Annotated in this window: 13 protein-coding genes and 1 riboswitch; of the genes, 2 read left to right on the top strand and 11 right to left on the bottom strand. The window is 45.1% G+C overall.

The genetic code is table 11. From position 1 onward, the window contains the following. The 9 genes from liaF to metA form a co-directional block, all read right to left on the bottom strand. Complete coding sequence (gene liaF / locus QP775_RS19825) at nt 1-1,050, bottom strand: cell wall-active antibiotics response protein LiaF (RefSeq protein ID WP_285108613.1); 1,050 nt, start codon at nt 1,048-1,050, stop codon at nt 1-3. Nucleotides 1,051-1,559: 509 nt separating this feature from the next. Then, entirely contained in the window at nt 1,560-1,697 is a 138-nt protein-coding gene (locus QP775_RS19820) for a hypothetical protein (RefSeq protein WP_239331997.1), read from the bottom strand. Between the two features lie 165 nt (nt 1,698-1,862). Beyond that, nucleotides 1,863-2,723 carry a 3D domain-containing protein gene (locus tag QP775_RS19815; protein ID WP_285108610.1) on the bottom strand — a complete coding sequence of 287 codons (861 nt, stop codon included), beginning with the start codon at nt 2,721-2,723 and terminating at the stop codon, nt 1,863-1,865. A gap of 387 nt (nt 2,724-3,110) precedes the next feature. Continuing rightward, entirely contained in the window at nt 3,111-5,075 is a 1,965-nt protein-coding gene (gene thrS / locus QP775_RS19810) for a threonine--tRNA ligase (RefSeq protein ID WP_285108608.1), read from the bottom strand. A 487-nt stretch (nt 5,076-5,562) separates the two neighbouring features. Further along, on the bottom strand, nt 5,563-6,483 hold the full coding sequence (gene ytxC / locus QP775_RS19805) for a putative sporulation protein YtxC (protein ID WP_285108606.1): 921 nt from the start codon (nt 6,481-6,483) through the stop codon (nt 5,563-5,565). A gap of 274 nt (nt 6,484-6,757) precedes the next feature. Further along, nucleotides 6,758-7,900, bottom strand: coding sequence for a cyclic dehypoxanthinyl futalosine synthase (mqnC, locus tag QP775_RS19800; RefSeq protein WP_275444767.1), 1,143 nt, complete (start codon nt 7,898-7,900; stop codon nt 6,758-6,760). A 240-nt stretch (nt 7,901-8,140) separates the two neighbouring features. Beyond that, the gene (locus QP775_RS19795; protein ID WP_285108604.1) at nt 8,141-9,301 is read right to left on the bottom strand and encodes a trans-sulfuration enzyme family protein; all 1,161 of its coding nucleotides are present in this window, start codon (nt 9,299-9,301) and stop codon (nt 8,141-8,143) included. Nucleotides 9,302-9,304: 3 nt separating this feature from the next. Further along, a complete protein-coding gene (locus QP775_RS19790; protein WP_239332007.1) occupies nt 9,305-10,513 on the bottom strand; it encodes an aminotransferase class I/II-fold pyridoxal phosphate-dependent enzyme in 1,209 nt (402 codons plus the stop codon). Nucleotide 10,514: 1 nt separating this feature from the next. After that, nucleotides 10,515-11,456, bottom strand: coding sequence for a homoserine O-acetyltransferase MetA (gene metA, locus QP775_RS19785; protein WP_239332009.1), 942 nt, complete (start codon nt 11,454-11,456; stop codon nt 10,515-10,517). A gap of 138 nt (nt 11,457-11,594) precedes the next feature. After that, nucleotides 11,595-11,735, bottom strand: a riboswitch (SAM riboswitch). Nucleotides 11,736-12,240: 505 nt separating this feature from the next. On the opposite strand from metA, the gene corA reads away from it, so the two are divergent. Next, nucleotides 12,241-13,176: a magnesium/cobalt transporter CorA gene (gene corA / locus QP775_RS19780; RefSeq protein ID WP_239332387.1), complete on the top strand. Its 936-nt coding sequence runs from the start codon at nt 12,241-12,243 to the stop codon at nt 13,174-13,176. 92 nt (nt 13,177-13,268) lie between these two features. On the opposite strand, the gene QP775_RS19775 is transcribed toward corA, so the two are convergent. After that, entirely contained in the window at nt 13,269-14,390 is a 1,122-nt protein-coding gene (locus QP775_RS19775; RefSeq protein WP_285108600.1) for an HRDC domain-containing protein, read from the bottom strand. A gap of 245 nt (nt 14,391-14,635) precedes the next feature. Here QP775_RS19775 and QP775_RS19770 point away from each other — a divergent pair, with 245 nt between their 5' ends. Then, nucleotides 14,636-14,929 carry a DUF3055 domain-containing protein gene (locus QP775_RS19770; protein ID WP_239332013.1) on the top strand — a complete coding sequence of 98 codons (294 nt, stop codon included), beginning with the start codon at nt 14,636-14,638 and terminating at the stop codon, nt 14,927-14,929. Between the two features lie 137 nt (nt 14,930-15,066). On the opposite strand, the gene QP775_RS19765 is transcribed toward QP775_RS19770, so the two are convergent. Next, on the bottom strand, nt 15,067-16,251 hold the full coding sequence (locus QP775_RS19765; RefSeq protein WP_285108598.1) for a phosphodiester glycosidase family protein: 1,185 nt from the start codon (nt 16,249-16,251) through the stop codon (nt 15,067-15,069). Nucleotides 16,252-16,334 lie beyond the last annotated feature (83 nt).

Raw genomic sequence — 16,334 nt, 5'->3', positions numbered from 1 at the left:
CTACCCTACCTTCATTACTTTGACATCACCAATAAACGTGTTTACAATAATTCGCACTTTCTTTCCAGCTTCGTAGAACTGTGGTGTTTCTGCTTGTACATTACGAAGGAAACCGCCCTCTTCCATATCCAATACACGCACATCGCCGATAAAGGATGTCGAGGTCACAACTACACCCAAGTCTACATCATTCGGAATGTATACCTTTACATCACCGACAAAGCTTGAAATGTTAATCTTGGTTTCGCCGTAAGGAACTTGAGCTTTGGTCAAATCAAGTGTGGTATCCCCAATAAAATGAGATACGTTCATCGGTTTAAGCTCCCAAAAATCCTGTCCCATATGAATGTCACCGATAAAACCCGATTTGTTCACAACTGTACGATGCTTGCCAAACATGGGCTCACTGTACATACGACCTTTATCTTCATTATTAGTAGTAAATTGTTTATGTGGTTCTGATTCATAATTGTAGTTATGCGGCCGAGTCCCTGCCCCTATATTGCCGTTCGTCTCACTTTCGTTGGACTGCTTGTTATCGGCGGAGTAATTAACATCCTTAAAGGGGTCCGGGTAGTTGGTGTAATCAGGATAATCCGAAACGTCCTCCTTACCATTGTTACAACCGGACTTCCATTGCTGCTTTTGCGCTTTCCATTCTTTGCGTTTGCCTCTCCATTCCTCCCGATTAGCTCTCCACTCCTGGCGATTGTTCCGGTGTCGAGTGTGACGAGGACGGAACAAAATAAAAATTCCCCCTACGATCAGTGCAAACGGAAATGCGAGCTTGATAAAGTCCCCCATGGATAACGTCACAATACCTAGATTCCTCAATAAGAAGTAAACACCTACCCCTAATGGGAACACACCCCAGAAACCACCTTGCAACAACCCGCTAAGTCCCACAAATATTACGATGAGTGGCCAATAGGTGCGTATTAAATCTCCAATATCAAATGATACGTAACCCCATTGATGCAACAGGAACACAAGTCCGATACAGATCAGTACGAAACCGCCTAACCATCTTCCGCGATTGTACTCGTTCATTTTAATCCCTCGCTTTATTATGATGCATTCGATTTGCTGCGTTATCTTTACTTATACTTGTATTGTAAAGGAAATAAAAGCTGCCGAATAGCGCCGAGGGATTGAATCCGCTCTCAGTCTCCAGACTGAGAAGTTGGTAAATCGGACCATAATCATACAAAAAATGATAAAAGCGAAGCTATACTGCCAATTATCCGCTTGCGCTCAAGTATCAGCAAACAACGCAGCACAGCTCATGTAGAACAAACCAGCTACGACCGATTGACGTGTGACTTCAACTTCTATTAATCAACAAACGGCAAGGCACATCTAAGAAGATCTCGTTATGGCATATGAATGAATGCATCCAGCCTGATGAACAGCTCTCTTTATTTATAGCAAAGCGGTCTCGGAAATTATGCTATTTCAACCGAAAAAGGCTGTCTCTTGGTCATCTAGTGATGACTTTTAAGACAGCCCTTTACATCAATTATTTAGCAGTGAGTTACCTAACACTCGTGCTGCATTTATTATTGTTGCTGCGGTTTTTGAGATTGCCCTTTAGCTGGCTTGCTGGTAGCATTGGATAAACCTGCTGCCTCAGCAGCAAATTCAGCATCAAAGCTTTGGTTAGCACCCAATTTAGAGTTTTTGTTGTTTTTACCCATCTGATGTCACCTCCTATACGATCATGCTGTCGCAATACCAAACGTTAAGAGTACACTTTCGTGTCTCCATCAAGTATTATGCGAATCGTATAGTCGCAATATGCAGTTAATCAGTTGGTGCAATCCACCATCTCTAACATCAGACATGCCATTGTCAGCATATGGCTATAATGGTTTTTTCGGCATGCCACGATGCTTAATAACCGTTTCATTCAGCTGGTTTAATAATTTTTCTGTAACTTTACCCTGACCAAGCTTAATAACCTGAACGTCGACTTCCTTTTTTCCCCATTGCTTATAAACTTGCTTTGTTGTGTCAAAATAAAGATCTAATTTCTTCCCTTTAATTTTCGAGCCAATATCTGCGACAATACCATACCCGTATCCTGGAATGTATAAAATAGTCCCCAGTGGAAATACGGATAAATCTGCTGCAATCGTGGACACATAATCACGTCGCACTTTGACTCCAGAATAGGTAATACCATACTCTGGATGACCCGGCTTCTTCCCAGTCGACTCAATACCTGCTGTATAACCAGTCGCAACCACCGTTACTTCCTTTTCAACCTGTGCTTGCACAGGTGCGTACAACTCATCGTTATAAAGCGAGCGGCCTGTCGTCGACACGGCTTGATCCTTATTCTTCTTTGGTGTGATAGCAGATCTATTTTGCGCGTCTACATATACAAATAGGGTGGATCGTTGTACCGTCTGATGAGCAGCTTTCATACTTACTGTATTTTGTTGAAGGTGATGAACTGCATCGTGTACTACCTTCACATTGTTGGAATAGAACCAATTCTCAATTGTATTCCATGCTAGCTCCTTACGCTGATGCTGACTCAAGATACCCTGAGTAATGTGTGCTGCTTGCACTTGAGCATATGGTTCACTCACCAAGCTTACTCCTAATACAACGATCATGCAGCACACCCACATCGACAACCTGTTCACTTTCACGATGATGTCACTCCACACAGTTAATGTTCTTTGTTTGCTACCATTCATGCGTATTGTAAACATATGGTCACTCCTCCCTAGTGGGAAGGATGTCCAGCGCCATTTTCTTTTATTCATTTTCGACAAAAAAAGAACGCCTACGACATCAAGAGGCACCGCGATCTGAATATATAATTACAACTTTTGATATGGCTGTGAAACTCCCCTCCTTTCTTTTCGTGATACGATGTATACACTTATCCGAGCGAATGCCACCACTTTCGACCCTTATAGACTGTACCAATCCATGCTTCTTTCACTTAATTTTTTGATTTGAATATAAATTAATATTTTCTAACTGATAACAAACAAAAAAAGCTCGGCCATATGCTTAATAGCATATGGTCGAGCTTCGAGTATCTAATGCAGAGCAGGAAGATGATTCATATCGAACCTGCATCTACTCCATATTTATTCTGCTTCCACTTTTACTTCCGGCATTTTGCGTGTACGAATCTCTTCGTTCAGCATGGCAATCGCCTCATTCAACGACATCATGCCCAGATCACCATGGCCGCGTTTACGAACGGATACTGCTCCGTTATTCTTCTCATTCTCACCCACGACGAGCATGTAAGACATCTTCTCCAGCTGTGCTTCACGAATCTTATAACCAAGCTTCTCGTTACGTACATCTGCCTCAACGCGGATACCGGCTTCGCGCAGCTGCTCTTCGACTTCTTTGGCATACTCCTCATAGTTCGGTGATACTGGCAGAATCTTAGCTTGCACCGGCGACAACCACAACGGCAAAGCACCAGCAAAGTTCTCAAGCAAGAAAGCTGTCATGCGTTCCATCGTACTAATGATGCCGCGGTGAATAACTACCGGACGGTGCTTCAATCCGTCCTCTCCAACATACTCCAGTTGGAAACGTTCTGGCAGCAAGAAGTCCAGTTGCGCCGTTCCAAGTGTCTCTTCCTTACCAAGCGCAGTCTTGATTTGCACATCCACTTTAGGGCCGTAGAATGCAGCCTCTCCTTCTGCTTCAAAGAATGGCAAGCCCATCTCTTCCACAACCTCACGCAGCATACGCTGCGACATTTCCCACATCGCATCGTCTGGGAAATACTTCTCCGTATCCTGCGGATCACGGTAGGACAAGCGGAAACGGTACTCTTTAATGCCGAAGTCCTCGTATACTTTGCGCAGCAAGTTAATGACACGTGCGAACTCTTCTTTGATCTGATCCGGACGACAGAAGATGTGCGCGTCGTTTAGCGTCATCGCTCGTACGCGGTGCAAGCCTGTTAACGCACCCGACATCTCATAACGATGCATCATACCCAGTTCTGCAATACGAATAGGCAGATCGCGATAACTGCGCATATCGCTCTTGTATACCATCATGTGATGCGGACAGTTCATTGGGCGAAGCACAAGCTCCTCGTTGTCCATTACCATCGTAGGGAACATATCCTCTTGATAGTGTTCCCAGTGACCGGATGTCTTGTACAACTCTACGTTTGCCAATACGGGTGTATATACGTGGTTGTAGCCGAGACGCTCCTCCATGTCAACAATATAACGCTCCATCGTACGACGAAGTGTAGCACCGTTAGGAAGCCAGATTGGCAGGCCTTGTCCCACTTCACGTGAGAATGTAAAGATCTTCAGCTCTTTTCCCAGCTTGCGATGATCACGTTTCTTCGCCTCTTCCAGATAATGAAGATACTCATCAAGCTGCGTTTTCTTTACAAACGCTGTTCCATAAATACGCTGCAGCATTTTGTTTTTGGCATCGCCTCTCCAATAAGCGCCTGCCAAGTTGAGCAATTTGAATACTTTTAGTTTGGATGTGCTTGGCACGTGCGGTCCGCGGCACAAATCGAAGAACTCGCCTTGATCATAGATCGTAAGCTCTGAATCCACAGGGAGATCGTTTATTAGCTCTAATTTTAAAGGATCACCAATCTCTTCGTAAATACGAAGCGCTTCTTCGCGGGATACGACACGACGACGAATCGGCAAATTCTCGTTTACGATACGCTCCATCTCTTTTTCAATCTTAACCAGATCCTCAGGCGTCAGCGATATGTTCATATCGATATCGTAATAGAAACCTTCTTCAATGACAGGTCCAATACCAAGCTTAACATCGGCATCCTTATACAACCGTTTGATCGCCTGCGCCATTAAGTGAGCAGAGCTGTGACGAATGACCTCCAATCCCTCTTCCGAATCAGGCGTTACGATCGCAACAGCCGCATCTTCATTAATTGGAGTGTACAGGTCAACCACTTTTCCATTCAACTTACCTGCTACCGCATTTTTCTTCAGTCCGCTGCTGATTGATGCTGCCACATCTTCAATTGTCGCTCCGCGCTCGTACTCACGAACAGCACCATCTGGTAAAGTTACTCGTATCATAGACATGTATGAGCTCCCCCTCATTTCTACTGATTTGTAATCATGCTATAAAAAACAAAAAAACACCCGCCCTCTAGAAGGGACGAGTGTTGTTGTTTATACCCGTGGTTCCACCCTCATTTGAACCATCCAATTCGTGCCAATCAGGCACAAACATTCGCTACGGCCCACTTCAGGAGCTGAGGCGACGGAATAATTCCTTGAGTCATTCGCTAACGAGAATGATTCGTTGAATGATACTAAATACGACAGCCTGTAAACAAGCTTGTGATCGTTCCCATTCAAAGCTCTAAAGGGGTAAATGCCTATGCGTACCGAAGGGAATTCCAGCCTAGTTCCCTCTCTCTGTCCGGACGACCATTTGCATCCATGTCTTCGTCATCGCTGCATATAGATGTAAACTTTAATATGGGATATTATATGCGAAATCAAGGAGACGGTCAAGTAATCTGTACACCTCTTATTTCTTGACCGCTTACTATTTACTACATATTTAAGGAACCAAGTCCTGAGACTTCCAATTACTCGTTAAATATGGGTCACATGAAGTGCAGTAGACGCATACATGAACCCGCGCTTCAAATATTTGTTGGATCGTTTTGATCACTTGAGATTCTGGATCACGTGTATGAATGACGATATGACCCGGCGAGACATTAATGAGCGTACTTACGATCATATCTTCCATTTCCATATCACAATCGATCATCTCAACGACCATCCCATCTACAACGTGGGACGGTTCAATCGGCTGCCATTGCTCATCCAGCAGCGTAAATTCATGGCAGCCTTTGTGCATTAGGTGGGCCATTGGAATTTTCGTATCCTGAATGTATACAAAGTACTTCAGCAGACTAATAAATTCTTGATATTGGCGTTCCAGCACATATTCATCAATTGCATAATCAACCACTTCACGCAGCTCTGTCATGTAGCTTTCCAAGCGAAACCGAATAAATCCGTCAACATTTAACACGGTGTGCTCTTCAAGGTAAAGCTGCAAGGCTTTGGATACTTTACTCTTTCGTCTGCGCCTTACTTCAGGAGAACCATGGTCCTCATAGCCATTTAGCAATTGATAGCAGTATGCTTCAATCTTGTTGCGATCCGCATCCTCAACGTGCTTTTCTTTTGCAATCAAAGCACGTATGAGCGCTCCTTCCTTTATGGCTAAAATATACTCTGCAACGGCACTAGCTGCACGTTTCCATACATCCTGTCCATGAACTTTAAGCTGGAATTCAGGCAATAAGCCGGTGCATGTCACGCCTGCTATTTTGTCTGTTCGGAAGGTGTCTAATGTAATTCTGCTTGAACTTGTATGTAAATCGCCCATCTCACATTTCAATAGCTCAGTTAAGGATTCCAGCTCTTTAAGCTGTGCACTGGGAATGGATACGGTGAACAGTTCCATGAAGCTCACTCCTTTCTGTTCCTTATTCAGTATATGGGTGCCTAGAACCATATATACGAAGTGAGATTTGGTAATCCATTCTGACGTTAACAGAACATGCCTGGTATACAGGCTCTTTATCCTCCCATCCCTTTCAGATATCGTATGTGAAATGTACGGTTTCGTGGCTTGGCTGCACTGGTTCTGCTTTAAGCTTCATACATGCAAAAAAACGTATCAAGAATAATAGCCCCCTTGGCTAATATTCTCAATACGCTTAGGATGTGGATTGATATTAATTCTGCATAATAAAGTCGCGTGCTACAGCATTCTTCTCGTCATTAAACACTTGTAAAATGTTGTACTGTGTATCCCGCTGCGCAGGTACTTTACCAGCTTCTCGAATAATGCGTAAAATACTCTCAATATTGACCTTATGTGTGGCGCCAGCTGCGGATACAACATTTTCCTCGATCATCGTACTACCGAAGTCATTGCAGCCATAACTTAATGTTTGCTTGCCTACTTCTGGCCCCATCGTCACCCATGACGATTGGAAGTTAGGGATATTATCCAGGAAAATACGGCTGATGGCAAGTGTCTTCAAATACTGTTCAGGCGTAACCCGTTCTGCCTTCATATTGGTATTATCCGGTTGGAATGTCCATGGGATAAATGCCAAAAATCCTCGTGATGGATAATTAAATTCCTTGCATTCATCTTGTGCGATCCGAATACGCTCCAAATGGAGCGCACGCTCTTCCATCGATTCGCCGAAGCCGATGACCATCGTGCCTGTAGTCGTCATACCAACTTTGTGTGCAGTCTGCATAACGTCCATCCACTCTCGCCAAGTGCCCTTTAAGCGGCTGATCTTACGACGAGTGCGGTCGTCCAATATTTCTGCACCGCCGCCTGGCAGCGAATCGAGACCCGCTTGATGAATCTGACGCACAACCTCTTCAAGGGACAATCCCTCCGACACTTCTTTCATCTTCCATATTTCAGCTGGTGAGAAAGAATGCATCGTAATCTTAGGAAAACGCTGCTTAATTTCCTTTAACAAATCCGTATAATAGCTAAACGGCAAATTAGGGTTCGTGCCGCCCTGCATCAAAATTTCAGTGCCGTTAACATCAAGTGTTTCCTGAATCTTCTGGAAAATCACTTCGTTCGGCAGTACGTAACCTTCCTTCGATCCAGGCGCTCTGTAGAAAGCGCAGAACCGACAGTAAGTGTCACATACATTCGTATAGTTAATATTACGTCCAATAACAAATGTCGCGATCGGGTCTGGATGCCACTTCTTCATAATCTCGTTAGCGACATGTCCCATCTTCTCGACCTGATCAGATTCGAACAGCGTTACGCATTCTTCTGCATTGATGCGCTCACCGCGCAAAGCTTTGTCTAAAATGCGATCTACCGGTGATATCATCGTCACCGTCACTTCCTCTCCTATTAGGATGCACGGATTCAACGGCCAAGCTCGTCGTATGTTGAAACTGTATTCGTACGTGCAATAAGTTATGAATAATAAACTTGATTCTGAAAACTAATAATCATCGTAACATAGTTTACCCCAGAAAAATACCCCCTTCACCATCGACGAAACCGATACATTTTAGCAATAAAATATATCGGTTTATCCGGCAAAGCAGGGTATTCATAAACCATCTCAATTCGTGTTCAATGCCTGTTCCAAGTCAGCTAGTAAATCTTCAATGTGCTCCAGACCGACAGAGAAACGAAGCAGACCATCCGTAATTCCTCTTTCTGCACGTACTTCCGGTGGCATTGCAGCATGTGACATCATAGCCGGGTACGATAAAATACTTTCCACTGCTCCCAAGCTGACGGCGACAAGCGGCAAACGAACCTTATTTAACACTTGTTTGGCCCGTTCGCCTGAACCTACATCAAATGATACGACAGCTCCGTATCCACTCGATTGCTGTTCATGTATTTCCCGTCCTGGGTGGTTAGGCAGCCCTGGATAATACACATTAACGATATCCTCTCGCTCACTCAACCACACAGCCAACCTGCGTGCGCTCTCTTCACTTTGCTTCATTCGAGCTTCTAATGTTTTCATGCCGCGAATAAGCAGCCAGCTATCCTGCACACCAAGCACCGTGCCAAGCCCATTCTGCAGCACTTTTACTTGGTGTCCTAGATCTTGATCATGTGTCACGATAAGGCCTGCAAGCACATCGCTGTGTCCTCCAAGGAACTTGGTGGCACTATGGATGACGATATCCACGCCTAGTTCAATCGGTCGTTGATGATATGGAGTCATAAACGTATTGTCCACCAATGTAAGGAGTCCTTTGGACTTGGCCCATGCGGTTACGGCCGCAATGTCGGTAATTCTAAGCGTCGGGTTGGATGGCGTCTCCATGTATACAGCTTTCGTATTCGGGCGAATAGCTGCCTGAACCTGCGTGATATCCGTCATGTCTACAAAAGTGGATTCAATGTTTAAGCGATTCAACACTGTAGTCAGCAAACGATATGTACCGCCGTATACATCCTCCGTAACGATGACATGATCACCTGCCGAAAATAAAAGAAAGGCCGTAGATATAGCCGCCATACCGGATGCAAATGCAAAGCCTCGCTTGCCGCCTTCCAATACCGTAATATAATCCTCTAATGCCTCGCGTGTCGGATTGCCTGAGCGGGAGTAATCATGACGCGGCGGATTATAAATATCTTCATGATGAAACGTCGAAGCTTGGATAATCGGAACGCTCGAAGCCCCCGTATGCTTACACACCTCACTGCCAAAATGAATAAGTCGCGTTGCGAACTGATCGTTATGATGTCCCTGACTCATGCTCTACACCCCTTTTGCTTCCAAAACAGGCGTTGACGCCAACTCTTCCTTGGCGGCAGATAACGCTTGTTCCAGGTCTGCAATAATGTCATCTACATGTTCGATTCCAACAGAGAAACGCAGCAGGCGATCATCAACACCTACAGCTTCCCGAATTTCTTGCGGGATGTCCGCATGGGTCTGAACTGCAGGATAGGTCATTAGTGATTCCACACCGCCCAGACTCTCCGCAAATGCAATTAGCTTAATATGACGTAAGATCGGCTCCACATAACGAGCATCACGCAAGCGGAACGATAATATTCCGGTGTTGCCTGATGATTGTTTGCGTTGGATCACATAGCCCGGGTGATCCACAAGTGCTGGATAATAAACCGTGTCTATTGATTCGTGTGTATTAAGCCACTCTGCAACACGTGTAGCGTTGTATTCATGCCGCTCCATACGCAGCGCTAACGTCTTCATTCCGCGCATGAGCTGATAAGAGTCACTCGGACTAAGCACAGCACCAATAGAATTATGAAGGAAAGCCATCTCTTCGGACAATTCTTTACCCTTTGTCACGATAAGTCCAGCAAGTACATCATTGTGTCCGCCCAAATATTTGGTAGCACTGTGTACGATAATATCCGCTCCCAGCTCAATCGGACGCTGGAAAAACGGCGTAAGTAATGTATTGTCCACGATTGTCAGCATGTTATGGGACTGCGCCCACTTGGCAACAGCTTCAATATCGGTAATCATCATAAGCGGATTCGTAGGGGTCTCGATAAATATAGCTTTAGTGGACGGTTGACGAACGGATTCTATCGCCTCAAGATCGTTTGTATCCACATAAGAAGCCGTCACACCAAACCGGGACAGCAGTCGTTCTAGCATACGATAGGTGCCACCGTATAGATCCAAAGAGACAATCAAGTGATCACCTTGTCCGAATAGGGCAAAGACGGTCTGAAGCGCCGCCATGCCCGAACTACAGGCAAAACCTGCATCTCCGCGCTCTAACAAGGCAGCCGCATCCTCCAACACCGCCCGAGTCGGGTTCTTGGTCCGAATGTAATCAAAACCTGTACTCTGTCCTAGGCGAGGATGCCGATACGCGGTAGCTTGATAAATTGGGAAGGTTACTGCGCCTGTCGTCGGCTCCTGAATGGAACCAATTTGCGCTAATTGGCTTTCCATCCGATAAGACTGCTCGTCACGGTTAATCATGCTATACACCTGCCCCTTCTTTACGTACTGCTACAGAACGTAGTTCATACGGCGTTTCTTGGTATACATAGTAGTTAAGCCAGTTGGAAAAAAGTAAGTTGGCGTGCCCTTTCCATGTTGAACGCGGTGTTTTGGTCGAATCATCATTAGGATAGTAGTTACACGGCAGCTCCATCTCCATTCCTTTAGCAACATCCCGATCATACTCCCACTTCAATGTACACGTGTCATATTCGGAATGGCCTGTTACAAAGATATGACGTCCGTCTTCGCTCGCTACCAAGTATACGCCTGCTTCGTCCGACTCAGATAAAATTTCCAAGCCTTTCTTCTGCTCAATGTCCTCTCTGCGGACTTCCGTATGACGAGATTGTGGTACTAGAAATAACTCATCAAAGCCGCGAGTCAACTTGACATTCTCCTTGCTCAATGAATGGTGGAATACACCAAAACACTTATTAGAAAGCGGATGTTTGGGTACACCGTAATGATAATACAGCCCAGCTTGTGAGGCCCAACAAATATGCATGGTTGATGTCACATGATCCTTGGACCACTCCATGATGTCGCAGAGTTCCTTCCAATAGGTTACCTCTTCGTATTCCATTTGCTCAACAGGAGCACCTGTAATGATCATGCCGTCAAATTGTTCATTTTCTACATCTTCAAATGTCTTATAGAAGGACGACAGATGCTCCGCCGATGTATTTTTGGATACGTGGGTCGCAGGATGAAGCAACGTCACATCCACTTGCAGCGGCGTATTCCCGATTAGACGTAACAACTGTGTTTCAGTGGTCTCTTTTGTCGGCATTAAGTTAAGTATAACAATTCGCAGCGGACGAATATCTTGTGTATAAGCGCGTGATTCGTCCATGACGAATATGTTCTCCTGAGTCAATATTTCTTTCGCCGGCAAATGGTCCGGTATTTTAATCGGCATGACGCTCTCCCCCTTCGAAATGTGTCCTGAAAGATGAACAATAACGTAAGCAAATTCGACTTTTGTTAAAATTGAATACAAAAAAACCTTTCTCTGTATGATACGAGAAAGGTCATGCCTGCATATATTCATGCGCCTCTCTCATCTATCAGCTGCCGGGCGCAAAACATTCGTCTACACCATGCATCTGCAAGAATTAGCACCGCTGCGCAAAACATACTGCTTGCGCCGGTTGCCGGGTATCATCGGGCTTGTCCCTCCACCTGCTCTTGATAAGATTGCCATTTGCTTATGAAATTGGTCATCAATTGGACTTGGTAATAATTTAAGGCATTGGCAAGCATTTCGTCAAGGGTCAAATCACATGTAATGGCAGTACACCATATATTGAAGGCATAAGTTTCATCTGAATATCCCTTGAAAGGCTACTAATGCCGCGTTATACTAGACAAGTGCTTCAGACCTAACGGATTAAAAGCACTTGTTTACATTCTATTTTGTAGAGGTGAATTTCGGATGGATGGCGACCCGAGGCCGTGCCACGGTAAGAACGGACAACCGAATATGACGATTCGACGATCACGTAAGCTTGTGCTTGTGGCTGTCGTTAGTTGTTCGCGCTTGAGGGACCCTATTATGGTGTCCTTACACGCCTGACTCTGTTCATTCACTCAACACTGTGAACAACTTCACCATCCCCGCATCTTCACGTTGCTAGTTATGAATCGTCATGATAACGACGACGCAAGCTACCGATAAGCGGTGGTATGAAGGAGTGATGGTGATGAAAATACGTCTCGTCAACGACGGTGTGTTTACACCGATCGAAGACATTAATGTCACATTGACCCCGCCTGATGCAGGATTCTACTGGATCGATGCGGACGTTGATGATCTTCTTGTATTACAGCCGATGTTTCATATTCACGATCTCGCAGTTGAGGATTGCCTAAGTGAGGATGAACAGCGGCCGAAGATGGAAATATACGAAGGTCATTACTTCATTGTGATTAACAGCATTCGGTTTGATGATGAAGAAATATTTCTCCGTGCTTTAAATATTTTTCTTGGCAAACACTATCTAATTACCGTTACCAAGCAGAAAATTAATGAATTGCGTACCGTTAAGCCCTTGCTGTGGGAACAGGAAGTGAGCACGCCGGACCGTATGCTCTATATACTTGCTGACACCGTTGTAGACAACTACTTTACGGTTGCGGATCGAATTGAAGCCAAGATTGACAATCTTGAGGAAGTCGTACTCGTAAATGCGAAGAAATCTCACTTAAACGAAATCATTAATCTGCGAAGCGAGATCTTGTGGCTTAAGAAGGGACTAGGTCCGCAGAAGGAAGTACTCCTTGTTCTGTATCGCAAAGACTTGCGGCTTATTGATGATAACCTCCAGAAATATTTTCGCGACATTTATGAAAATGCTGTTAAAGTGGCTGAAACATTTGAAACGTTCCGCGACTTAATGGCAAACTTACGAGAGTCTTACCAATCAAGCATTGCAAACCGGGCCAATGAAATCATGCGCGTCTTTACGGCCGTTACAACGATCTTTATGCCCCTGACCTTCATTACCGGCTTCTACGGCATGAACTTTGATTATGTGCCATTTATGCATAACGAATACGGCTCGTTATATGTCAGCGGCTTTATGCTGGCACTCGCCCTGTTTATGTTGTATTGGTTCCGTAAGAAGGATTGGCTGTAAACTTAACAATTGAACAGGTTCATTTCCTGCATAATCCGCCCGCTAATCAATAATGGTTAGCGGGCTATATGTATACTCGATCAGCTTGTAATCTAAGCCGTCTGCCTTCCCTGCTTCTTGTCACTTGACGTTCCTTCTGCCGGCGTATTTGGTGCTTTGTTAATACTTAATTCTTGTACTTCATCCTGATTCCCTGTTACTTGACCGTTCAATGTCATTCTTACGAGCCGAATGTATTCATATTTGCGCTGCAATTCACCACTTGCCATCTGCAAGGCGTCCTCTCCATACACACGAACGAATACCGGTTTTAAGTATTCAACCCCCAATTCTGCAAGTGCAGCTATAATGGATTGACGTTCCTCACTTGAAATTATGGAGAGCTCCAGCTCAATAAAGTCATGGATGTCATAACCGTCTGCGACTAATGCTTCGATCCGTACTAGCAATTCTCTTCGATCTATTTTTAAGTGCCCTGTCAACTGCTCAGCCGACATCTGATTCTGTATCCCTTCGAGTAACATTCGACGTTCTACAAGTTTTCCAAATTCATTATTCAGTTTGGCCTGCTCCTGCTCATAAACCCACTTGAGAAATACCGGTTCAGACACTGTTTCTCGCACCCAGTTCAATGGGAATTCCGCAGCGCGTCCGATCGTCTTCGTTATTGCCGTGATCGACTCCGCATACGCCCTTACCTTAGCCTCGCCGAATCCCGGCAACTGCCGCAGCTCCTCTGCCGAATAAGGCACAAATGCACTTACCAGTCTAAGCATTCGATTCGTTGCAATCCAGAATGGCGCCCTCTTCAAGGAAATCGCTTGTTCTCTGCGCCACGCCGTTAAACGTTCATACAGCGTATCATTAACGTTCAGGTCTCCGTAGCAGTTGATCCATTCGTTATGCTCTTTCATACGCCGCTCATGAATATTCGTATCTGGCATGAAGCCAAGAGCAGGCTGAAATCCAATGCTAAGCAAGCGCGCCATGCCCGATCGAAGCGCCGCCCGCATCTCAAGCCAGACCCCACCTTCATACCAAGTGACGGATTCCTGCTGTATATGGTTGTCCGTTATGTCGTCCACTTGATCAGACACGCCTGTCTCCCACAATACAATCCATTTTCCTTCTTCCTCACCAGCACTTACAAGCCCTGTAATAGTCACTCCGGCTGCTGTCACCTTCTCCATTCGTGTCATCCATACTACTAGCATATCGCCTTACCTCCTATTGAAAAATAATAGTCCTTCATAACAATCCGGCGATATGCAGACATCAAAAAGGAAGCACGCCTTCAACGTATATCGTCGTCGAAGAGGTGCTTCCTCATCCTAGTTATGAATTTAAGCTTATTATAGCATGACCATCTTTTCTGTCAATATTAGGATCGTTATTCCTATCCAATATTTGACGTAATGGGCTATAATGAGAACGTTATCTATGGAGGGGGCGAGTGGGGATGAATCACGAATTAGACTTTCTATCTGATTACACCGAAGATACGACATCACGTTTTGTGACATTTATAGGGGAAAGCTTGCATCGCTTTGACCTTGCCGTAACAACGACAAGCCGCTTCTACGGCAAGAAGCTGGTAACCGATCTGCAAAGCGGGATTACAGGCATCATCGGTCAAGATGACTTAAAAGACGAAGGTTATTTAGAAGCGCATTTTAAATTAGGCATTGAAGAAGCTGAGGAACTTCGTCAGTTTTTATACCTGGTCGTAGGGGAAGCCCATTTTACCGATTAGCGGCCGTCAACTTCAGTTCAAGCAGCAAATAGAAGCAGGCAATAGTTCCTGCTTCTATTTGTGTCATCCACACCACTTTAAAATAAATGGATTCCCACCCGCAGTCCAGCCGATTAGCTTTTGGTTTGACTTATGAGCTACGGCTTACGGAATAGTAAAGCATTGCTCAGCGCGCGCCCTGGTTCAGTCATCATTTTGCCATTAGCGTATAGGCCTGACGATGCTCCTCCATCCAGATTCATCGCCTGCTTCGCACCAAGCTGCTTCCAGATCGCCGCCCACTGGCTCATCGTTGCCGAAGGGACCGTCGCCAGCATCACCGAGCCATCCGGCATAACACCTATACCGCTGCGAGTAGCGGACAAACTTAATATTTTGTCCTGCTTAAAGCCTTCTTGCGCAGGATTCAAGGCAATTTGGCCATCTTTGACTAATCTAGGCCCAGCTCCAATTGCTGTCTGAACCTCGGACCAATCCAACTGTTTGCCTGCTGTATTCGTATACTTGGTCTGTACATCAACAAGATCACCTACAGCAAATCTGTCCGCCATACGCTTTTCCTTGCCTGTATAAACAAGTACAAAGCCGTTTGCCGGGATGGCGACATTTTTACCAGCAGCAACCTCTTTGACGATACCTTGCTCAACCACTACTGCTTTGCCATATGTAAATCCGATGTTTTTGCCACGCATTGGGGTGTAAAGAACAGCCGAAGAACCGTCTTTTGCTGGTGTTCGATTCACAAAATAGGTATACCAATTGTTCTTCTTCCCTGTTGCCTTGCTCTCCACGGTACCCGTAATCTGGATGCGAAGTGTGTCCATCAACACATTGCCTTGTCGATCAAAACCGATTATCGTTCCCGTATTGCCCACATGTTCTATCTTTCCGTTAATAATTAACGTTCCCCACGGTTCTGGTACTCCAGTGTAAGCCTCAAAGAACGTACCATTTATGGCAGCTACGGCTTGATTGGCTTTGACGATAGCGCCAAGACCGGCAGAAGTTCCATACTGCTGCTTGCCAAATGTCGCGGATACTCGATAGCCCTTAGGAATCGTGACAGTAGATACCTTAAAAGTCTGCTTACCCGTTTGGACAGACTTCAGTTGAGCCTTTGGAGCAGCAAGCGGGGCATTTTGGGATACGGATACCGCTTTTATCGACCCGACTGCATGCACTGTATTGACTTGATAAGGTACAGCAAGCGTAATCGTTACACTCAGTGCAGTGACAAGCGCAGCTATTTTTAACATAAATGTACTTCTTTGTCTGTCTGGTTGTGCCCCACTTATAATTGGAGCTGTATGCTTCTGACGCAATGCACTCTTCCTTCCCTATGTATCAGATCTTGATGCCAAATTACATCACTCTTATACTGCTGTACAAACCTAACTCAAAATTG

This window comes from Paenibacillus sp. UMB4589-SE434 (genome assembly GCF_030226685.1).
Classification (GTDB): domain Bacteria; phylum Bacillota; class Bacilli; order Paenibacillales; family Paenibacillaceae; genus Paenibacillus_B.
This window is presented reverse-complemented; position numbering and strand designations above follow the sequence as displayed.